Here is a 19,732-nt window from a genome sequence, read left to right as displayed (position 1 = left end):
TCATCGTTATGCCAGAAAATATCTTTTTTAATGCACATCATTCTCCAATTGGAGCATATTCCAGTTTCACACTGGGATTTCCGGGAAACGGGGGAGGACTTGATCTGGAACTCGGCCGATCGCCGAGAAAAAATGTGTATATCGGGATTGAATCTTTTGAACAGGAAGGAACGTATGAGGCACTCCCGTTCTTTGGATCAAAAGAAGATGAAAGTTTGCGTTTCGATATGGAAAACCCGGATCCGAACCCGGATAAACCGGACATCATTCAGCCTTTCAACAGGAAAGCCATTACCCGCGAGTTTTTTGCCGGAACCGATACTTGGAAAGCCGGGGATCTCACCTTTACGATTTATTCACAAGTTCAGCCGATTCCAGATCCGGAAAGTGCTACAGATGAGGAACTGAAACTGACCCTTGTGCCAGCAGTACTGGCTGAATTGACAGTCGATAACCGTAAAGGCCAAAAAACCAGGCGGGCCTTTTTCGGCTTTGAGGGAAGCGATCCCTATTCAGCTATGAGAAGGCTGGATGATACGAGTGATTTGACAGGTGTAGGACAGGGACGCCTGACTGCAATTGCCACCAGACAGGAAGGCGTGGAATCAGCCATGCATTTCAGTATGGAGGATATTTTAACGGCCACTCATAAGGAGAACTGGACTTTTGGGCTGGGTACGGTGGGGGCTCTGATCATGGAAGTGCCCGCAGGAGAGATCAAAACCTTCCAGTTTGCTGTGGGGTTCTACCGGGGCGGAATCACAACCAGCGGTCTGAATACTTCTTATTTCTATACAACATACTTTTCTGATATTGAGGAAGTTGTTTCATACGCTATGGAAAAGTTCGAGATCATTAAGCAGCGGGCAATCGAATCCAATAACCTGGTTGAACAGTCTCCCCTGACCGCTGATCAAAAATTTATGCTGGCCCATGCCATTCGGAGTTATTACGGCAATACCCAGCTGCTTGTTCATGATGGAAATCCGGTCTGGATTGTGAATGAAGGTGAATATCGGATGATGAACACCTTTGATTTAACCGTAGACCAGCTATTTTTTGAACTGAAAATGAATCCGTGGGTGATTAAAAATGTTCTGGACATGTTTGTGAAGCGGTACAGTTACCGGGATGAAGTGAAGTTTCCGGGAGATGACCGTACTTATCCTGGAGGCCTGAGTTTCACCCACGATATGGGGATTGCCAATACATTTTCAAGGCCCCACTATTCATCCTACGAGCTGTATGGCATCGATGGATGTTTTTCTCACATGACCCACGAACAGCTGGTCAACTGGGTCTTGACAGCGTCTGTTTATGTTGCCCGAACGAAAGATCAGGCATGGCTTCATGAGAACATGGACGTTTTCAAAGAATGTTTGGCCAGCCTGCTTCATCGGGATCATCCGGAATCCGAAAAGCGGAATGGAATCATGGGACTCGATTCATCCCGAACAAAGGACGGCGCTGAAATTACGACCTATGACAGTCTTGATATATCCCTGGGCCAGGCCAGGAACAATATTTATCTGGCAGGAAAAACATGGGCATCTTATGTTCTTTTGGAAAATCTCTTTGCGAAACAGGGAGAAGAGGGTCTGGCAGAAATAGCAGGAGAACAGGCGGCTAAAAGTGCCAAAACCATTACTTCCCACATGACCGATGCCGGGTATATACCCGCAGTGTTTGAAGGCGGAAATCAATCGAAAATCATTCCTGCTATTGAAGGGCTGGTTTATCCGTACATCGCCGGTCTGAGGGAAGCTGTCCATGAGGATGGGCCATATGGGGACTATATCCGTGCGCTGAAACAGCATCTTAAAACGATTCTAAAAAAGGGAGTCTGCTTGTTTGAAGATGGAGGATGGAAACTATCCTCTAAGAGTAACAATTCATGGTTGAGCAAAATTTATCTTAATCAGTTTATTGCCCGGAAAATATTGGGTCTTCCATGGGATGAAAAAGGGAAAGAAGCAGACCGCGCCCATGTGAAGTGGCTCACCCATCCAGAATTGTCCGTCTGGAGCTGGAGTGACCAGATCATCAGCGGGAAAATATCCGCGAGCAAATATTATCCTAGGGGCGTCACCAGTATTTTGTGGCTGGAGGAACAAGGTTAAGCTGCGGACTTTTTCTTTTGTAATACCCGATTAAACGCATGTAAGACAATCCATACATTGATCCATGCAAGCAGACTCGTCCCAAAGAAAAACGGAATTCCAGGTAAATACCAGTAAATGACGGCCAGAGAAGTAATGCTCACGAAAAGGAGCAAGTCATGCAAAGGACTGATCAGCATGATGAGAAATGCATTTTTTAAAAGCTGAATAAACGGCACATCAAAATGCACAAAAGCCGGAATTAAATACAGAAAAAACAGGATGAAAAAACTAATCGATACAAGTACCGGAATGTGTACGGCAGTCATGGTAGTGCTTTGTGTCAAAAACAGGATGTCTGCCGCAGTCAGGGCAGTTAATGGAACAATAGCCAGAAGCAATTGATTCGCCCGAAAAAACTCCTTTTTGTAGATTTGCCAGTATGTCTGGAATACAGGAAAATCTGTTTTTCCCTGAATCCATTTACGCGTGATGCTGTAAAGGGCGACAGTGGATGGAAGAAAACCGATAAAAATCAAACCAGTAAATGTAAATATGATCCATAAAAGATGTATCCAGGCCAGTTTCATGATCCATTCACTGATGGTATAGATGAATTGTCCGTATTTTTTCATGGTGATCCCCTCGGAACAAAAAATTCATTTCACGACTTTCATTATAACGGAAGCCCGGGGACTTCACCAACCATATTATCAATGAACGTTTCTAAACTAAGAAGAAAAGGAGAATGAGTAATGGCATATTTTGAACATGTAAACCGAATCGCATACGAGGGGCCTAAATCTACCAATCCGCTCGCATTTAAATATTATCATCCCAATGAAAAAGTAGGAGACAAAACAATGGCCGAACATCTTCGTTTCTCCATCGCCTACTGGCATACTTTTACTGGAGATGGATCCGATCCCTTTGGTTCCGGCATCCACCTTCGTCCATGGAATCATCTGAAAGGAATGGATCTTGCGAAAGCAAGGGTGGAGGCGGCCTTTGAATTTTTTGAAAAGCTGGGCGTATCCTATTTCTGTTTTCATGATGTCGACATTGCACCAGAGGGGGAGACCCTGGCGGAAACTTTTAAAAACCTCGACGAAATCGTAACGATGATCAAAGGTTACATGAAAGACAGCGGTGTGAAACTGCTCTGGAATACAGCCAATATGTTTACCCACCCCCGTTTTACCCATGGAGCGGCTTCGTCCAATCATGCAGATGTGTTCGCCTATACCGCAGCCAAAGTGAAAAAGGGACTGGAAATCGGGAAAGAGCTGGGTGCCGAAAACTATGTGTTCTGGGGCGGTCGTGAAGGATATGAAACCCTGCTGAACACCGATATGAAACTGGAACTGGATAATCTGGGTCGTTTTTTCCATATGGCGGTTGATTATGCGAAAGAAATCGGCTTTGACGGACAATTTTTAATTGAGCCGAAACCAAAAGAACCGACCAAACACCAGTATGATTTTGATGTAGCATCCGGCCTTGCGTTTTTGAAAACCTATGAACTGGACCCATATTTTAAGTTTAACATCGAGGCTAATCATGCCACTCTTGCGGGCCACACGTTTGAACATGAGCTTCGTTATGCCCGTATCCATCATATGCTGGGCTCTGTGGATGCCAACCAGGGTGACCTGCTATTAGGCTGGGATACCGATGAGTTTCCGACAGATTTATATTCTACGACTCTTGCCATGTATGAAATTTTGAAAAATGGCGGTCTTAACCCGGGAGGTCTAAATTTTGACGCAAAAGTACGCCGTGCATCCTTTCAACCGGAAGACTTGTTTTATGCCCATATTGCCGGAATGGACAGTTTTGCGGTCGGTTTAAAAGTGGCTCATAATCTGATTCAGGATGGCGTCCTGGATCGAGTTGTCGAAAAACGTTATCAGAGCTTCCGCGAAGGAATTGGCAAGGATATCGTAGAAGGAAAAACCGATTTCAACAAACTCGCAAAATATGCGCTGAAAAACGATCAGATTGAAAATGAATCCGGTCATCAGGAACTCATCAAAGCCACCATTAATCAATATTTGCTGAGCGCATTTTAACGAATATATGAAAACAGGCTGACCAGCTCTGCTGGTTGGCCCTTATTATATATGGAGGGAACGGCTATGAAGTATGTGATTGGCGTAGATCTTGGCACGAGTGCGGTAAAGGTTCTTCTTGTGAATCAAGAAGGAGTCGTTGTGGATCAGGTGTCCCGGCCATATCCTTTAATCCAGGAGAAGGCGGGGTACAGTGAGCAAAATCCGGAGGAATGGATAACACAGACAGTAGAAGCATTAAAGCAGCTGGTGGAGCGTTTTTCAGAAGATCCTTCAGCTATTGAGGGCCTGAGTTTTTCGGGACAGATGCACGGACTGGTGCTGCTCGACTATAAACGGAATGTATTGCGAAATGCCATTTTGTGGAATGATACCCGGACGACGAGACAGTGCCAGGACATATACGCAAAGGTAGGAAAAGACCGCTATATTGATATTACAAAAAATCTGGCACTGGAGGGATTTACCCTTCCTAAACTATTGTGGGTAAAGGAGAATGAACCTGACATTTATCAACAGGCTGAAGTGTTTTTGCTCCCGAAGGATTATGTTCGGTACCGTCTGACCAATCAGATTCATATGGATTATTCAGATGCAGCAGGTACGGGGCTTTTGGATATTTCCGCTAAAACATGGAGTAGTGAGATTTGCGGCCGTTTAAACATTGATTCTTCCCTGTGTCCGCCGCTTATCGAATCCCATGAATTCGTTGGCACTCTTTCAGGGAGTGTGGCGGAGCAAACAGGCCTGAGTCCGAAAACGAAAGTGTTTGCCGGTGGAGCGGACAATGCCTGTGGAGCCATCGGGTCCGGGATCCTTGAAGAAGGAAAAACGCTATGCAGTATTGGAACTTCTGGGGTCGTCCTGTCATATGAAGAGGACGGAAGCAAAGATTACCAGGGGAAAGTTCATTTTTTTAACCACGGGAAAGAAGGGGCTTTTTATTCCATGGGTGTAACCCTTGCAGCAGGTTACAGTCTGAACTGGTTCAAGGAGACCTTTGCTCATGAGGAAGAATTTGAAAATCTGCTTGCTGATCTGTCAGATGTTCCTGCCGGAGCCAATGGTCTCCTGTTTACCCCGTATATCGTCGGAGAAAGGACACCCCATACGGATGCCCTCATCCGGGGCAGTTTCATCGGTATGGATAGTTCTCATAAGCGGGCTCATTTTGTCCGAGCGGTTGTTGAGGGAATTACTTTTTCTTTAAAAGAATCCATTGAAATGTTTCGAAAAAATGGGAAGAACGTTGATTCGATTATTTCGATAGGCGGTGGAGCCAAAAACCGGAACTGGCTTCAGATTCAGGCGGATATTTTTCAAGCGGATATTGTGAAACTGGCAAGTGAGCAGGGACCTGGAATGGGAGCAGCCATGCTTGCAGCCTATGGACTGGGCTGGTTTAAGTCTTTGTCGGAGTGTGCATCACAATTTATCCAGACGGAAGAAGTCATTCATCCGAATCCTGAGCAGGCAGAAAGGTACAAAGGGCTATTTTCCATTTATCAGAAGATATATAAGCAAACAAAAGATCTGAATGAACAGCTTGCGCCATTTCGGCAGTAATCTAAAGCTTTAAAAGGAATGATTTCAGGTGAAGGTAAATACAAAAATGATCAAGGTGACAGACGGCCAAAGATGGAAACTTTTTCATATTGAAAACAATCGAAAAATGACAGTTGAGGTTCTCAATTTTGGAGGAATCATTACACAAATTCGTGTTCCAGACCGAAATGGATTGGTGGAAAATATCGTGCTTGGCTATAAACATTACCGTGATTATATTGAAAACCCTGCGTTTTTCGGCGCGATCATCGGCAGGGTAGCCGGAAGGATTCGAGATGCACAGTTTGTCTTAAGAGGCCGCACATTTCACCTGGGTGCGAATGAAGGATCCCATCACCTGCATGGAGGAAATACCCATTTTCATCAGGTGTTATGGGATGCGGTGCCTTTTCAATCGGATTATTCAGCCGGGGTCATTCTTTCTCACACAAGCCCAGACGGGGAAGGTGGGTATCCTGGAAATGTAACTGTTCAAGTGAGATATGAACTTTATGATTGGAATGAGTTCAGGATTACGTACAGAGCTGAGACGGACGAGATAACTCCCCTGGCACTGACCAATCATACCTATTTTAACTTAAGTGGAGATGTTAAAGACACGATAGAAAAACATGAAGTTCAGCTTAAAAGTGGAAGTTTTCTGGAACTGGATGAGGTATTACTCCCAACAGGCAAGCGGCTTGATGTAGAACAAACTCCTTTTGATTTCCGTTCATGGCGCAGAATCAGGGATGGAATCCAGTCTGCTCATCCGCAGAACAGGATTGTTGGAAACGGGTATGACCATTATTTTCTTTTTGAACAGCAGGAAAAAGAGAAAGTAAAGGTAAAGGAGAAGATTAGCGGCAGGGTGATGGTGGTTGAGTCGGATGAACCGGGAATGGTGATGTATACTGGAAATAATCTGGATGAATCTTTCCTTCTGCGGGAAGGTTACGCAAAAAAATATGGGGGACTGTGTATTGAAACCCAGAGGCATCCAGCTTCTCTTTTATATGAAGGGCTTCCATCCGTTATCCTGAAGCCGGAGCAAACCTTTGAGACATCAACATCCTTTACCTTTTATACGGAGTAAAACCGAAGAGGAATAAGCTGATTTCGTATGATGAGGAGGTCATATTGCATGAATTATCGTTCCATTGGTGATACCAAATTAAAGGTAAGTGAATTAAGTTTTGGGACCTGGGCTATCGGTGGCGCCTGGGGGAAAACCGATGACGAGGAGGCACTAAGGGCACTGGAACGTGCGATGGAAGCCGGAGTTAACTTCTTTGATACAGCGGATGTGTATGGTGATGGGCACAGCGAAGAATTGCTGGCCAGGGCAACGAAGGGGAAAGAGGACCGTATTTACATTGCGACGAAGTTTTGCCGGGCCGGGGATATTAACGACCCAAAAACCTATTCGGAAAAATCGGTGCGTCACTACCTGGAAAACAGCCTGCGTCGCCTCAAACGGGAAAGAGTGGATCTGTACCAGGTACACTGTCCCCCATTTGAAATGATAAAAGATGGTCGTGTCTTCGAGGTGCTTGATCGGCTGCAGCAGGAAGGAAAAGTCCGCTATTATGGCGTAAGTGTGGAATCTGTGGAGGAAGGTATCTATACGATTGAACATTACCCGAATGTAAAGTCACTGCAGGTGATTTTTAATCTATTTCGCCAGAAGCCACTGGAAAAACTGTTTCCGCTGGCAAAGGAAAAAGGTGTCGGCATCATTGCGAGAGTGCCCCTCGCAAGCGGATTATTAACGGGAAAGTTTAATGAAAGCTCCACTTTTGAAGAGGATGATCACCGAAATTTTAACCGGAACGGCGAACTGTTTAATGTAGGGGAAACTTTTGCGGGACTTGAGTTTACAAAAGGGGTGGAATTGAGCCGGAAACTTTCATGGATTCAGGAAGGAAGAGGAAATATGACAAGAGCCTCCCTGCGCTGGATTCTCGATCAGGATTCTATTTCAACTGTGATTCCGGGATTTAAAAACGAAAAACAGGTGATGGATAATTTAAAAGCCCTGGAAGTTCCGTCTTTTACCTCCGATGAACGGAAACAGTTAGAGGAATTTTATCTGAGAGAAGTTCATGACCATATTCGCGGAAAATATTAAATCATACATGTCTTTTGAAAACCAGTCATGCATATCGTTATCGTGGCTGGTTTTTTAATGAATGCCGGGCTGACAGGCTATATCATCGGGCAAAAAAATTATTTTTCCGTGTTTGCAGGAGTTTGGTACTGGATTGCAAATGATATGGTAACCGTAATAAAGGCATCTCCACTATCAAAGTGATTATGAACCGGAGGAAATACCATTGAAATTTGTGCCATTTTGCACGGATGATGGGCAAACCATATGGGGAATCCAGGAAGGAAATGAGATCCGTATCTATGACCTCAACATGATGAATATAAACGTGGATCATTGTGTTTCATTTTGCGCTGAAAAAAAGCCGGACCGGATATCGGCCGGCAAGTGTTTTAAAGAAGGAGACGCGATGAACGAGGGGTACCTCTGAATAGGGTGGAGGCAGCAAATTAACTTAACGATTCTGGAAAGGTGGGAGGGGACTTCGCGTGCGTCTCCTTCTGTACATTTTTATATCATCATCTATTGAGCTGAATCGAATGGGTAAAACTGCAAAATCTTCGAGGAAATCATCACTGTTTTTATAAGAATGCTTGACGGCTCTGGAGAAATGAATATCGCGGCAAATAGAAAAAAAGAAAAATGATTTTTTTAAGATTAACTGGACAAGGAATCATAAACGGTATGAGATAAACTAGTTTTATATATTCATTTACCCGATCGCTGACTTTAATATGACATTTTCTTTCTCGGTGGAAACAGAATAATTTCCTTACAGCCATCCATGGAAAAAAAGGCCATAAGGTTAGACATAAGACATAGAGACGCCGCAAGGAAACCGATTTACTAATTTTTAGAATATAATATTGAAAGATTCTGAAAAATGGGGTATAATCCATGTAAAAGAAAGCGCTTTCCCGGGAATAACTTTATTTTATGGTGTTTTTCCCAAGCCGGTCCGCGCAATTTTTAGCGAAAAAAGTAAACCGGTTTCCTTAAGAAGGTCGGGGCTTTTTCTCCATTCATTAAAAATGAACAAGTGGGGTGAACAGTTTTGAGAGTATTTCGTATTTCTGCTTTTCTGTTTTTGTTGGTGGTATTGTTAGTGGGATGCAGCGAGGATGAGGACGCATCAGGGGACGGAAAGGTAACCTTAAAATTCTGGGTATTTGGAAGTGCAGGATACGAACAGCTTGCAGAAGAATATATGGAAGATCATCCGGATGTGAACATTGAAATTAATCATTCGGAAATGAACGACCTGCACAACAATTTATTTACCTCCATTTCAGCAGGTAGCGGTGCTCCGGATATAACCATGATCGAAGTAAGTGCCATTGCTAAGTTTATGGAAGCACAGGACAGATTTTACAACCTTTATGATTTCGGAGCAGAAGATATAAAAGATCAGTATCTTGACTGGAAATGGAATATGGCTGAGAGTCCCGATGGCAGCTATTTGATTGGCCTTCCAACCGATATCGGCCCGACAACGATGTTTTATCGCACAGATGTTTTTGAAGAAGCTGGACTGCCGACAGATCCTGACGAGGTATCATCCATGTTTCAAACCTGGGAAGATTTCTTTGAAATTGGCAAACAAATCAAAGCAGAGACAGGAAAACCAATTGTCGACGGACCTGAACTTTTATATAACGCCTTGAGGGATCAGGCTGATCAACAGTATTTTAATGAAAATGATGAATTAATCATAGAAGGAAATTCGGCTGTTAAAGAGGCTTATGACTTCACTGCCCGGCTTATCGAGGAGGGTCTGGTGGGGCAAAATGAGCTGTGGACCCCCGAGTGGGGAAATGCCATGGCAGATGGCAGTTATGGTGTGCTGCTCGCGCCTTCATGGATGGTTGCCAATGTGAAAGAAAATGCACCGGATGCATCCGGAAAATGGCGCATTACGACAATGCCTGAAGGTGCCGGTAACTGGGGAGGCTCTTATATTGCAATTCCGAAAGAGTCTGAGCATCCAGAAGAAGCATATGCCTTTATTGAATGGCTGGTTTCGCCAGAAAATCAATTAACATCTTTTAAAAATAATGGCCTCTTTCCGTCAGCACTGCCGGTTTACGAAGAGTCTGATTTTATCGAGTCAACCGACGATTACTTTGGCGGACAGCAAGTAGCCAAAATTTTCTCTGAAGCTGCTGAACAGGTCAAGCCCGTTTATATGGGCAAAAACCATGCAATTGTCCAGACGGAAATTGTCAATGCTCTGATGAATGTAGTAACGAAAGGAACAGACCCAGAAGCTGAATGGGACGAAGCACTGACGAGAATTAAAGCTCAGCTGGAACGCCAGTAACTGCTTCATTAACAAGGAGCCGGAACAATCCGGCTCCTGATTCAATGGGAGGTGAAAACTGGTGAACTTGAATACAGACAAAAACAAGATGAAGAATATTTCCATCTTCACGGCAAGAATGACTGAAGAAAAAAAGGAAATGGTTACCGGTTATTTGTATATATCGCCTTTTTTTATTTTGTTTACTATTTTTGGACTTTTTCCGATTCTGTTCAGCTTTTACCTGGGATTCCAGAAATGGAACGGTCTGACGGAAATGGAGTTCGTGGGCTGGGCTAATTTTCGGTTCGTGCTGGAGGATCCTCTTTTTTGGAAATCATTATATAACACTTTTATTATGGGGCTTCTCGGAACGTTCCCCCAGCTGGTTGTGGCGATCGTTCTGGCTTTCGCCCTGAACTCGGCTTTGATCAAATTCCGCAATTTTTACAGAGTATCTTATTTTATGCCCTATGTAACGTCTACGGTAGCTGTAGCCGTTGTTTTTGGTGTGATTTTCAGCGAACAGGAATCAGGTTTGATCAATGTGATACTATCGTGGTTTCATTTGGATCCGGTTAACTGGACCACTTCCGAGTGGGGTGTAAAATTCGCTATTGCTGCCATGGTTTTCTGGCGCTGGGTTGGCTATAATACAATTATTTATCTGGCCGGTCTTCAAAGTATTCCAAAAGAACTATATGAAGCAGCCAAAATAGATGGGGCAACATTGTTTCAGCAGCTGAGATATATAACGGTGCCTATGCTGAGACCTTTTATTATCTTTACTGTATTTTTGTCTACAATCGGTGCCTTTCAATTGTTTACAGAGCCCTTGATTTTTTTAGGAAGATCTTATCGGGAAGAGGGAATTACGGTTGTACTGTATCTATGGAGAGAAGCCTTTGTTAATTTGTCATTTGGCCCAGCTTCTGCTACTGCTATTCTCCTGTTTTTCATCATTATCATATTTTCTTCAGTGAATGTATTTCTGGCAAACCGAATCGGAAGATAAGGGGTGAAACGAAATGTATAGGATGAAAAAGAGAATATCCACAGGCTTTGTGCATGTGCTGCTGCTTTCAGGTGCGCTTCTGTCTTTATTCCCCTTTTACTGGATGTTTGTAATGGCTACCAACCATAACAGTGCCATCAACCAGGTCCCTCCAGCTTTTTTGCCGGGAAACCAGACGGTAGAAAATTTTAAAAAAGTATTGAGTAACGTAGATTTTTTTGGTTCCATGTGGAATTCCTTTGTCGTGTCAACCTTAACGACCCTGGGAGTGTTGTTTCTTTGTTCCCTGGCCGGATTTGCATTTGCAAAATATAAATTTCCGGGCAAAAACATTCTGTTTTTGTTTATTTTGTTGACGATGATGGTTCCGCCCCAATTAGGGCTGATTCCCCAGTACTACATCATTACGAAACTGGACTGGCTGAATGATTTAAAAGCTGTGATTGTGCCGGGGCTTATTGATGCATTCGGTATTTTCTGGATGAGGCAATATATCAGCAGTGCCATTCCGGATGAACTGATGGATGCAGCTAAAATAGATGGATGCTCCAATTTTAGGATCTACTGGAATATTGCTGTCCCGATGATTCTGCCTGCCTTTTCAACCCTGGCCATCATTAAATTTATGTATATGTGGAATGATTTTCTGTGGCCTCTGGTTGTCTTAAGGGAAGAATCCGTTTACACCATTCAGATTGCGATCCGCAGCCTGATGGACAACTATGTTCGGGATTATGGTATGATTTTGTCAGGAACATTTTGGGCGACATTGCCATTAGTGTTTATCTTCTTATTTTTTAACAAATTATTTATTGACAGCCTGACACAGGGTGCACTGAAAAGCTGATTTTATATACGCTCAGAGAGGGGTAACCTATGAAACTGACCATACGAGATATAGCAAAAATGGCAAACGTGTCTCCGGCAACCGTTTCCAAAATCTTAAATAATACCGGTTCCATCAGTAAAGAAACCCGGGATAAAGTCATGGCGATCGTGGAACAGACAGGATATCGCCCAACCTTTTCTGCTAAATCTCTGGCAACGAAAAAATCGAACCTCATTGGAATTATTTATGCAGGGAAAGTGAATGTAGATTTTACCCATCCCTTTTTTAACCCAGTTGTTAATACCTTCAAGAAAACGGTAGGGCGGGAAGGGTATGACCTGCTTGTGTTTTCAAATGAAACCTTTTCGCTGGAAAAGGAGAACTACCTTGCCCGCTGCCGCCATTTTCATGTAGACGGCTGCCTGATTATTGCGGGGGAGGAAGTAGAAGAAGCCATCTATGAGTTAGATCAAAGCGATATTCCCTGTGCAGGCATTGACATAGAGCTGACCGGAAATCGATCGAGGTATGTCATGACCGATAACTTTAAAATTCCTGCTCTCGTCGTTGAGTATTTCTACATGAATTCCATTCGGGAAATTGCTTATATTGGCGGTTTGGCTTCTTCAAAAATTGGGGAAATGCGAAGGAAAGGGTTTCTGGAAGCAATGGAGAAATACGGGTTGCCTGTTCGGGAGCAGTGGATGAAATACGGGGACTTCTACGAGGACAGCGGATATCGGGCAATGAATGAAATACTGGAGGGAAAGTCCCACCCTAAAGCAGTTTTTGCTGCTTCAGATATGATGGCCCTCGGGGCGATGCGGGCCATTAAGGAAAAGGGCTTAAAAATCCCGGAAGACATTAATGTAGTTGGGTGTGACGATATTGAAGCCTGCCGTTACAGTGATCCGCAGCTGACTACCGTGAGGCAGGATAAAGAAAAGCTAGGCATGATGGCTGCCCGCATGCTCCTTGAACTGATTCATGGTGAAAATGGAGCGAAATCCGTGCTGATCGATCCTGAATTCATCGTTCGCGAATCATCAATAAAAGGTCTTTGAAAGTAGGAATGATATCATGGGGACTGCCAATAATGTATTTGTTCGGGGCATGGAAATTTTTAGCGCATTTGTGGTGCTTAACATAACCTGGATGATATGCAGTTTCCCTTTAATTACATCGTTTTCAAGTACCCTGGCACTATTTGCTGTGATGAGGGATATTCTCGTAAATGGTATTCAGCCAGGTTATATGAAGCAGTTCTTCATCTACTTTAAACAGTTTCTTGGAAAGGGAATGCAATTGTTTCTTTTCTGGGGAATTCCCGGGATACTGTTTCTTGCAGATTTTTTTCTGTTTCAGACCATTGACTTTGCTGGAAAGGGGTTTCTTTATAGTGTCTTAATTTTTTGTAGTCTCATTTACCTGGTCACCAGTCTGGCATTGTTTCCGGCTATGGTTTATCAAAAAAGTAACTCATTGCCGGTCCTGCTGAAACATGCGCTGTTTTATGGATTGGGAAAACCAGGGTATTCGATTCCTTCAATTTTCATAGTGGCCGGTTTTGCGGCCGTCGTGATTTGGTATCCTTTCTTTTTGCTGATCAGCTTCAGTATGCTTGCGTTTATACTTGTTTACTGGTATCGAAAAACGTATGAGAGGATGATGAAACACATTTAATTGCTTATCTTTTTTGGTTATTTGAGAAACCGGTTTCCTATAAAGATAAAGAAGAACGGAGGATGTCCATATGAGTGTCATTCAGTTTCCGAAAGATTTTGTATGGGGAGTAGCGACTTCTGCCTATCAAATTGAAGGTGCTGCATTTGAAGATGGGAGGGGTCCGTCCATATGGGATACTTTTTCACATACCCCTGGAAATATTATTGATGATGAAAATGGGGATGTAGCCTGTGATAGCTATCATCGCCTGGATGAAGATATTGCTTTGCTGAAGGAGCTTGGAGTAAACTCTTATCGTTTTTCCGTTTCCTGGCCGCGCGTCATTCCGGATGGCACGGGGAAGGTAAACAAAAAGGGTCTTCAATATTATGAAAACCTTGTGGATCAACTGCTTGAACATGGCATTGAGCCTATGTGTACCCTTTATCACTGGGATTTACCCCAAAAACTGGAGGAAAAGGGAGGATGGGACAACCGGGATACGATTGATGCCTTTGTTGAATATGCAAATGTTATGTTTGAACGATTAAACGGAAAGGTTAAGCGGTGGATTACTCTGAATGAGCCCTGGTGTGCCTCCTTTTTGTCTCATTATATCGGAGAGCATGCTCCAGGAAATCAAGATTTGCAGCTGGCGGTCAATGTCGCTCATCATCTTTTAATGGCTCATGGAAAAACGGTTCAGGCATTTCGGGAATTGGCTGTAGAAGGAGAAATTGGGTATGCCCCCAATGTGACATGGCTTGAACCTTACAGTCGAAAAAGTGAAGATATGGAAGCCTGTCGACGCGGGAACGGATGGTTTATCGAATGGTTTATGGATCCTGTTTTTAAGGGGGAATACCCCGCTTTTCTGACAAATTGGTTTGCGGATAAGGGAATAACCATTCCGCTTAAGGATGGGGACCTGGAGGTCATTTCTCAGCCTGTTGATTTCCTGGGCATTAATTACTACAATGGAAATCTTGCAAGGCATAAAGCTAATTCGGGATTGTTTGATGTGGAGAATATTGATGCTGGCTATGACAAAACTGACTTTGACTGGTTCATTTACCCGGATGGTTTTTATTCCGTCTTGCTGTATGTGAAAAAGCGTTACGGAAATATTCCTGTATATATTACGGAAAATGGTGCCTGCTATGACGATGTAGTCGAAAATGGACGGGTACGGGATGAACAGCGTATTGCATATATTAAAAAACATTTGATTGCACTCAACAGGTGTCTGGAGTCAGGGGTAAATATAAAGGGATACCACGTATGGTCCCTGCTGGATAACTTTGAGTGGGCATACGGGTATACGAAACGATTTGGCATTGTGCATGTCGATTTTCAGACCTTGAAGCGGATTCCAAAAGACAGTTATTACTGGTATCAAAAATTGATCAGAAATAATTGGTTTACCATTTGAAAAACAGTGCCTGTCACTTGTCGAATGCAGACAGACAGAATAAAGCAGTGTTACATTAGAAATTGATTGATTTATTAGGGGTTTTCGTAAAGATTTTTCGACAAGTGACAGGAACCCTGGCCTTATTCACAAAAAATATTCTGGTAGTAATCTGCTGACTGTCTGGACCCATCTTCATTTCCCTGTTCCTCATAAGCGATTAAAATAACACCTATATTCTGTTCAAGCTGTTTGATTTGCCGCTTTTGATCTTCAGACAGTTGTGCGAAACGGTATTTGTCCATTTTATCACATCCTTTTTGATGGTCTTGGAAAGCTGATAAGTTAGATAATGTGTGATGCCCTCATATCAGCATCCTGGAAAACAGATTCGGTTCTTCTTCGGTCACGCCATCTTTGGGACAGTTCGGTTAAAGAAAATATATGCCATGAGAGTAGCATACCGATGCCAGCAGCAAGGATAGGACAATGTAAGGCAGCTGATCCGCTGACTTTGCACTACCTGGATGATTTGTCATCCCGTTTACAGCATTAGTTTGCTCCTAAAGAAAAAATTAAACCGTGAATTGTATATCGTTTCTTGTCGACTTTCGACAAGTGACTGGCACCATAGAGGCATGGTAAAATAAATTTTAAAGGACTTTTTAAGGATGTGGTATCATATGTACAATATTCTTGTAACACTGGATGCCAACTATATACCGCCTTTAAACGTACTGCTCCACTCATTGTTTAAAAACCATCCGGATGATTCTTTTTCCATCTATCTCATGCACTCCAGCATCCCAGACCGGGATTTAACCGATCTGCACCAGTTTGTCAACGAAAGCGAAAATTTTTTATTCCCGATTAAAGTTGATCCCCAGACATTTTCCGGAGCGCCGGTATTCCGTCATTATACGGCTGAGATGTATTACCGATTGTTAGCTCATCAGTTATTGCCGGATCATCTGGAGCGCATTCTTTATTTAGATCCGGATATTGTATGTATGAATTCCATTTCTAAATTTTACAATACACCCTTTCATGATCATTTATTCATAGCGGCAGAACATGAATATTCTTCCCGGATGGCACGTTTGATTAATAAAATGCGCCTCAGGACACCTAAGGCCAAAGGGTATTATAATACAGGAGTACTTTTAATGAACCTCGAAGGAATGCGGGAGACTGTTTATCCCGGGGAGATCTTTCAATTTATTGAACAAAATAAATTGAAACTTGTTTTGCCGGATCAAGACATACTAAATGGCCTCTACTGGGATCGGATTCAATCCGTTCCGTCAATGTACTACAATTTTGACGCAAGATATTATGAGTTCTCGAAGTTTCTCCCCAATCAAAAGTACACCCTGGAATGGATTCGTGAGCATACCGTTTTCATCCATTACTGCGGAAAAAACAAACCATGGCACGATCATTACAGAGGAACGCTGGGAATGTTTTATAAGGAGTATGAAAAAGATTTGATGAAATTGAGAATTCAGGTATAAAATGTTCATCCTTTCTGTTCTGGATAAGGAGGGAGAAAAGGATGAACATAGATATTGCTGACCGGTTTCGAACCTTTTCCTGGACGATCCTGTCAATTCTACTGAAGACAAACGGAAAAACCATTGGGAGTGATCAGGTAATCGGACGGATCCTGCCTGCGGATTTTCAGAAGTCAGGTGATGAACTGATCAATCATATTAAAGATGTACATCCAGATGATGTTCGATCTCCTGGAATGGCAGGGTGACGATTTAAAAATAACCCCGGAAAGAATTGCGATCAACTGTAATGACGGGAAACAGGATAATGCGGGAAGAAAGCCTGCAGATGACTTGATTATTGAAGGTATTCAAATATGATAAGGGAAATAACAATTCCTTCCTTTCTGTCCGAACTTCGAAAATTCACCATCTTAAAGTCATAGTTTGTCGAGCTGACGGTGTCTAAAACTATAGAAAAATTTCTAGTTTTGTCGAATGTATAGCCAGTTTTGTCCGTATATGTTATATATTATTTTAATAAATTAAGCCTTCACCATAGGAGAGGATAGAACGGCAGTAGAACCTGGTCATTTTAATTGAAAAGGATGATGGACACTTATGTCAATTCAAACCGTTGATCGATTGTATGATCAAAAACCATTCAAATTTTCATGTCAGACGATGTATAATTTAAAAATATGGAAAATTATAGGATACGCTATACGCGTGAACACACCATTTTCCCGATTGGCGGAACGTACTGCTTCACTTCAGGAAAGGGATATTCATCAGGATTTAGAAATACTTCGGGGCACTATTAGGGCCTTCACCAGGAATTTTCCTCCCCATCATCGAATGAAGCTGCTGATTAAATTGAACTCTTCAACACTACTCCATACATCTTTTATGCCGTTGATCAAAGAACTCTTGAAGCTCCAGGCCTTTCAAAATTACCAAATCGTATTGGAAATTCATCTTCATCATGAGTCCTCAACGATTCATCTCCTGGAAAACCGAGTACGTCAGTTAAAAGATCTGGGTAGTCTGGTCAGTTTACAGGTGTCTTCATTAGATAGTTCCCCATATCGCTGTTTGATAGATCTAGAACCCTACTGGATTTATTTGAGTCCATATTTTTCATCGGGGTTATCCCGATCAAGAAAGAAGCAAAAAATCGTACATTCCTATGTTGAATCCCTTGGGAACAAAGCTGCCATCGGGCTCGAGGGGATTGAAAAACCAGAAGATCTGGCCATGGCCAAAGTATTAGGTGTTCAATTGGGACAGGGGAGCGTTTTTGATAAGGGGCTGAGCATGATGTGAGTGTCCGGGAAGTGAGTGCAACACAGGTTCCCGGAATTTATTTTATTTGAGAGGTATCCTGTTTTAGAATGGTTCTGTGAAAACCATATAGATTCTTTGATGAATGCCGATAGAAGGGCAAGGAATACATGCTGAATAGGGTTACCTGCATAGGGGAACTTTCTGATTGATTTTTTTGTACCGATAGAGATGTTGGTCTGGCGGAAGGCAACCATTTTCAAAAGAGGAGTGCTTCTGCCAATGTGGCTGCTGCTATAGCTCGCCTGGAAGAAGATGCTACGTTGCTGGTAATGGAGGTGACGATCCCTTTGGTGAAATGGGACAAATAATCCTTTTTTCATAAAATTGATGCCTTCATGTGTACGAAGCTCGGGCAAATTCTTCCCTTCCAACTATCAGGAAGTGAAATACAGGACTGAAATTTACATAAACAAACAGGTGCAATAGATGCACCTGTTTGTTTTATCGAAAACCGCCATTTTTATATTTTTCTATCTCTATTACCCCGGCCAATCAACCATACTGCCAGCGTCATTTTTCCTTTCACCTGCTTCCTGTTCATCACCCCCTTCAAATGTTTTTTCACATTTAGGGCACGTAAAATAAACATCATTCGTATGGAAATCTATGTATCCATATGTTAATTCCTGGATATCGAATATCCATTTCCATTCCATATCAAAATGATATCCACAATTTGGGCAAACGAGGTTAACAAGACCAGAGTGATCCCTTCCCTGGTGCTCTTTTTTACTCATTTCATCACTCCATATCCTTAAAATAGAATAGAAAAAATGTTCATCATCTGTTTTTTTAATCTTGATTGCTAAAAGGATCATATGTACACCCGAATATCCCGTCCCCTTATCATGCTTGAAAGATGATGCAAAGACTGTAGTAATGCCCGCTCTTTGTTAGAGCTGTACCCGATGGCAGTGAGGATATCGGATGATGCAAAATAGATCCCTGCCTGCAAAATCGATTCTTTTGTCATGTTTTTCCCCATGGCAAAGACGGTGTTCCGGTTAATCGTATGATAACTGATCTCAGCGTGTGGACGATGTCCTTTAACAACATACTGAAGGTTTTCTAGAATGGACCGGAGCATCCTGAATTTAATGTCGTTATGAATCGTTTCATGGTACAATAATAGGCAACAGTACATTCCATACATCACCACCGAGTTCGTTTATAGAACTATTTTACCATAGTTCCAAAAACGAACAAATATTTTGCATAAATTTTTTTTTAAAATGGTACCATTAGTCTCGAACACTGAGGGAAAGTGTTGTGAGATTAATGGAACAAAAACTGGCAGAGAACATTAAATATTTTCGCAAATTGCAAAATTGGACGCAGCAGGATCTGGCGAAACATCTCCAAATATCCCGCTCAGTGGTTGCGAAATGGGAAAGTGGGACTTCGGTTCCCGATGTCAAAACACTTATTTTACTGAGTAAAACGTTTCAAGTTTCCATTGATCATCTGGTTGGGATGAATACAAGCCGGGCTGATTTACTGAAGGAATTTCAAAAAATGTACATGTCAGCGGATCAGAGACAGTGGGACCCGGATATGATGGAAATTTTTGATTATCTCGTAAAACATCCCCGTATGAAGGAATATTTTCTGGAAATGATTAAATTACCGCTTAAAAAACAAAAGGTGGTCCACCGTATGTTCCAGACTATTATTGATGAAATGGAACGAACATAAGTGCCTGACGCCTGTCGATTTTTCTCGGTATTCGGCAGGCTTTTATGATGGCAAAAACGTATTCGAGTCTGATCCAGTCCATTATCCTGCCATTGAAAAAAATCAGAGGCACAACCATGTTGTTTACGATAACTCTTCTGCGAATGACCTTA

The 19,732-nt window shown here is 42.6% G+C and carries 20 protein-coding genes; 16 read left to right on the top strand and 4 right to left on the bottom strand.

Annotation, left to right across the window (positions count from 1 at the left end):
- The first annotated feature begins 8 nt into the window (after nucleotides 1-8).
- Entirely contained in the window at nucleotides 9-2,120 is a 2,112-nt protein-coding gene (locus EDD68_RS09870) for a glycoside hydrolase family 52 protein (RefSeq protein WP_132372081.1), read from the top strand.
- Here EDD68_RS09870 and EDD68_RS09865 read toward each other — a convergent pair.
- A complete protein-coding gene (locus tag EDD68_RS09865) occupies nucleotides 2,117-2,734 on the bottom strand; it encodes a YesL family protein (protein ID WP_132372080.1) in 618 nt (205 codons plus the stop codon). The two genes, EDD68_RS09870 and EDD68_RS09865, sit on opposite strands and share 4 nt — an antisense overlap.
- Before the next feature lie 120 nt (nucleotides 2,735-2,854).
- On the opposite strand from EDD68_RS09865, the gene xylA reads away from it, so the two are divergent.
- The 11 genes from xylA (at nucleotide 2,855) to EDD68_RS09815 (ending at nucleotide 15,066) form a co-directional block, all read left to right on the top strand.
- Nucleotides 2,855-4,171, top strand: a complete 1,317-nt coding sequence (xylA, locus tag EDD68_RS09860; RefSeq protein ID WP_132372079.1) for a xylose isomerase — start codon at nucleotides 2,855-2,857, stop codon at nucleotides 4,169-4,171.
- A gap of 66 nt (nucleotides 4,172-4,237) precedes the next feature.
- Nucleotides 4,238-5,737, top strand: coding sequence for a xylulokinase (xylB, locus tag EDD68_RS09855; protein WP_132372078.1), 1,500 nt, complete (start codon nucleotides 4,238-4,240; stop codon nucleotides 5,735-5,737).
- 46 nt (nucleotides 5,738-5,783) lie between these two features.
- Nucleotides 5,784-6,812: an aldose epimerase family protein gene (locus tag EDD68_RS09850; protein ID WP_132372097.1), complete on the top strand. Its 1,029-nt coding sequence runs from the start codon at nucleotides 5,784-5,786 to the stop codon at nucleotides 6,810-6,812.
- Between the two features lie 48 nt (nucleotides 6,813-6,860).
- Nucleotides 6,861-7,847 (top strand): aldo/keto reductase, encoded by a 987-nt coding sequence (locus tag EDD68_RS09845; protein ID WP_132372077.1) that lies wholly within the window; start codon nucleotides 6,861-6,863, stop codon nucleotides 7,845-7,847.
- Between the two features lie 27 nt (nucleotides 7,848-7,874).
- Nucleotides 7,875-8,030 carry a hypothetical protein gene (locus tag EDD68_RS15255; RefSeq protein WP_165902132.1) on the top strand — a complete coding sequence of 52 codons (156 nt, stop codon included), beginning with the start codon at nucleotides 7,875-7,877 and terminating at the stop codon, nucleotides 8,028-8,030.
- An 850-nt stretch (nucleotides 8,031-8,880) separates the two neighbouring features.
- Nucleotides 8,881-10,146 (top strand): ABC transporter substrate-binding protein, encoded by a 1,266-nt coding sequence (locus tag EDD68_RS09840; protein WP_132372076.1) that lies wholly within the window; start codon nucleotides 8,881-8,883, stop codon nucleotides 10,144-10,146.
- 88 nt (nucleotides 10,147-10,234) lie between these two features.
- A complete protein-coding gene (locus EDD68_RS09835) occupies nucleotides 10,235-11,140 on the top strand; it encodes a carbohydrate ABC transporter permease (RefSeq protein WP_132372096.1) in 906 nt (301 codons plus the stop codon).
- A 22-nt stretch (nucleotides 11,141-11,162) separates the two neighbouring features.
- Nucleotides 11,163-11,987, top strand: coding sequence for a carbohydrate ABC transporter permease (locus EDD68_RS09830; RefSeq protein WP_424399164.1), 825 nt, complete (start codon nucleotides 11,163-11,165; stop codon nucleotides 11,985-11,987).
- Between the two features lie 29 nt (nucleotides 11,988-12,016).
- On the top strand, nucleotides 12,017-13,033 hold the full coding sequence (locus tag EDD68_RS09825; RefSeq protein WP_132372074.1) for a LacI family DNA-binding transcriptional regulator: 1,017 nt from the start codon (nucleotides 12,017-12,019) through the stop codon (nucleotides 13,031-13,033).
- 16 nt (nucleotides 13,034-13,049) lie between these two features.
- Nucleotides 13,050-13,652, top strand: coding sequence for a DUF624 domain-containing protein (locus EDD68_RS09820; RefSeq protein WP_132372073.1), 603 nt, complete (start codon nucleotides 13,050-13,052; stop codon nucleotides 13,650-13,652).
- Nucleotides 13,653-13,722: 70 nt separating this feature from the next.
- Nucleotides 13,723-15,066 (top strand): GH1 family beta-glucosidase, encoded by a 1,344-nt coding sequence (locus EDD68_RS09815; RefSeq protein ID WP_132372072.1) that lies wholly within the window; start codon nucleotides 13,723-13,725, stop codon nucleotides 15,064-15,066.
- Between the two features lie 122 nt (nucleotides 15,067-15,188).
- On the opposite strand, the gene EDD68_RS15250 is transcribed toward EDD68_RS09815, so the two are convergent.
- Entirely contained in the window at nucleotides 15,189-15,350 is a 162-nt protein-coding gene (locus EDD68_RS15250) for a hypothetical protein (RefSeq protein ID WP_165902131.1), read from the bottom strand.
- A 378-nt stretch (nucleotides 15,351-15,728) separates the two neighbouring features.
- On the opposite strand from EDD68_RS15250, the gene EDD68_RS09810 reads away from it, so the two are divergent.
- The 3 genes from EDD68_RS09810 to EDD68_RS09795 all read left to right on the top strand — a co-directional run bounded on the left by EDD68_RS09810 (nucleotide 15,729) and on the right by EDD68_RS09795 (nucleotide 17,864).
- Nucleotides 15,729-16,559 (top strand): glycosyltransferase family 8 protein, encoded by an 831-nt coding sequence (locus EDD68_RS09810; protein ID WP_132372071.1) that lies wholly within the window; start codon nucleotides 15,729-15,731, stop codon nucleotides 16,557-16,559.
- Between the two features lie 41 nt (nucleotides 16,560-16,600).
- The gene (locus EDD68_RS09805) at nucleotides 16,601-16,807 is read left to right on the top strand and encodes a C15 family peptidase (RefSeq protein ID WP_132372070.1); all 207 of its coding nucleotides are present in this window, start codon (nucleotides 16,601-16,603) and stop codon (nucleotides 16,805-16,807) included.
- 352 nt (nucleotides 16,808-17,159) lie between these two features.
- Nucleotides 17,160-17,864, top strand: a complete 705-nt coding sequence (locus tag EDD68_RS09795; protein ID WP_132372068.1) for an EAL domain-containing protein — start codon at nucleotides 17,160-17,162, stop codon at nucleotides 17,862-17,864.
- A gap of 500 nt (nucleotides 17,865-18,364) precedes the next feature.
- Here EDD68_RS09795 and EDD68_RS09790 read toward each other — a convergent pair whose 3' ends face one another.
- Nucleotides 18,365-18,622, bottom strand: coding sequence for a zinc ribbon-containing protein (locus tag EDD68_RS09790; protein ID WP_132372067.1), 258 nt, complete (start codon nucleotides 18,620-18,622; stop codon nucleotides 18,365-18,367).
- Nucleotides 18,623-18,699: 77 nt separating this feature from the next.
- Nucleotides 18,700-19,029 carry a hypothetical protein gene (locus EDD68_RS09785; protein ID WP_132372066.1) on the bottom strand — a complete coding sequence of 110 codons (330 nt, stop codon included), beginning with the start codon at nucleotides 19,027-19,029 and terminating at the stop codon, nucleotides 18,700-18,702.
- Nucleotides 19,030-19,163: 134 nt separating this feature from the next.
- Between EDD68_RS09785 and EDD68_RS09780 the strand changes: the two genes are divergently transcribed.
- Nucleotides 19,164-19,580, top strand: a complete 417-nt coding sequence (locus EDD68_RS09780) for a helix-turn-helix domain-containing protein (protein ID WP_132372065.1) — start codon at nucleotides 19,164-19,166, stop codon at nucleotides 19,578-19,580.
- Nucleotides 19,581-19,732: the final 152 nt, after the last annotated feature.

This window comes from Melghiribacillus thermohalophilus (genome assembly GCF_004342905.1).
GTDB classification, from domain to species: Bacteria; Bacillota; Bacilli; order Bacillales; family Alkalibacillaceae; genus Melghiribacillus; species Melghiribacillus thermohalophilus.
This window is presented reverse-complemented; position numbering and strand designations above follow the sequence as displayed.

Excerpts from the sequence above, each read along its gene's own strand:
- EDD68_RS15250 (WP_165902131.1), bottom strand. The coding sequence starts at position 15,350 with ATGGACAAATACCGTTTCGCACAACTGTCTGAAGATCAAAAGCGGCAA.
- EDD68_RS09815 (WP_132372072.1), top strand. The coding sequence starts at position 13,723 with ATGAGTGTCATTCAGTTTCCGAAAGATTTTGTATGGGGAGTAGCGACT.
- EDD68_RS09810 (WP_132372071.1), top strand. The coding sequence starts at position 15,729 with ATGTACAATATTCTTGTAACACTGGATGCCAACTATATACCGCCTTTA.
- EDD68_RS09805 (WP_132372070.1), top strand. The coding sequence starts at position 16,601 with ATGAACATAGATATTGCTGACCGGTTTCGAACCTTTTCCTGGACGATC.
- EDD68_RS09780 (WP_132372065.1), top strand. The coding sequence starts at position 19,164 with ATGGAACAAAAACTGGCAGAGAACATTAAATATTTTCGCAAATTGCAA.
- EDD68_RS09850 (WP_132372097.1), top strand. The coding sequence starts at position 5,784 with ATGATCAAGGTGACAGACGGCCAAAGATGGAAACTTTTTCATATTGAA.
- EDD68_RS09865 (WP_132372080.1), bottom strand. The coding sequence starts at position 2,734 with ATGAAAAAATACGGACAATTCATCTATACCATCAGTGAATGGATCATG.
- xylA (WP_132372079.1), top strand. The coding sequence starts at position 2,855 with ATGGCATATTTTGAACATGTAAACCGAATCGCATACGAGGGGCCTAAA.
- EDD68_RS09825 (WP_132372074.1), top strand. The coding sequence starts at position 12,017 with ATGAAACTGACCATACGAGATATAGCAAAAATGGCAAACGTGTCTCCG.
- EDD68_RS09785 (WP_132372066.1), bottom strand. The coding sequence starts at position 19,029 with ATGTACTGTTGCCTATTATTGTACCATGAAACGATTCATAACGACATT.
- EDD68_RS09830 (WP_424399164.1), top strand. The coding sequence starts at position 11,163 with ATGAAAAAGAGAATATCCACAGGCTTTGTGCATGTGCTGCTGCTTTCA.
- EDD68_RS15255 (WP_165902132.1), top strand. The coding sequence starts at position 7,875 with ATGCATATCGTTATCGTGGCTGGTTTTTTAATGAATGCCGGGCTGACA.
- EDD68_RS09845 (WP_132372077.1), top strand. The coding sequence starts at position 6,861 with ATGAATTATCGTTCCATTGGTGATACCAAATTAAAGGTAAGTGAATTA.
- EDD68_RS09790 (WP_132372067.1), bottom strand. The coding sequence starts at position 18,622 with ATGAGTAAAAAAGAGCACCAGGGAAGGGATCACTCTGGTCTTGTTAAC.
- EDD68_RS09835 (WP_132372096.1), top strand. The coding sequence starts at position 10,235 with ATGAAGAATATTTCCATCTTCACGGCAAGAATGACTGAAGAAAAAAAG.
- xylB (WP_132372078.1), top strand. The coding sequence starts at position 4,238 with ATGAAGTATGTGATTGGCGTAGATCTTGGCACGAGTGCGGTAAAGGTT.
- EDD68_RS09820 (WP_132372073.1), top strand. The coding sequence starts at position 13,050 with ATGGGGACTGCCAATAATGTATTTGTTCGGGGCATGGAAATTTTTAGC.
- EDD68_RS09870 (WP_132372081.1), top strand. The coding sequence starts at position 9 with ATGCCAGAAAATATCTTTTTTAATGCACATCATTCTCCAATTGGAGCA.
- EDD68_RS09795 (WP_132372068.1), top strand. The coding sequence starts at position 17,160 with ATGTCAATTCAAACCGTTGATCGATTGTATGATCAAAAACCATTCAAA.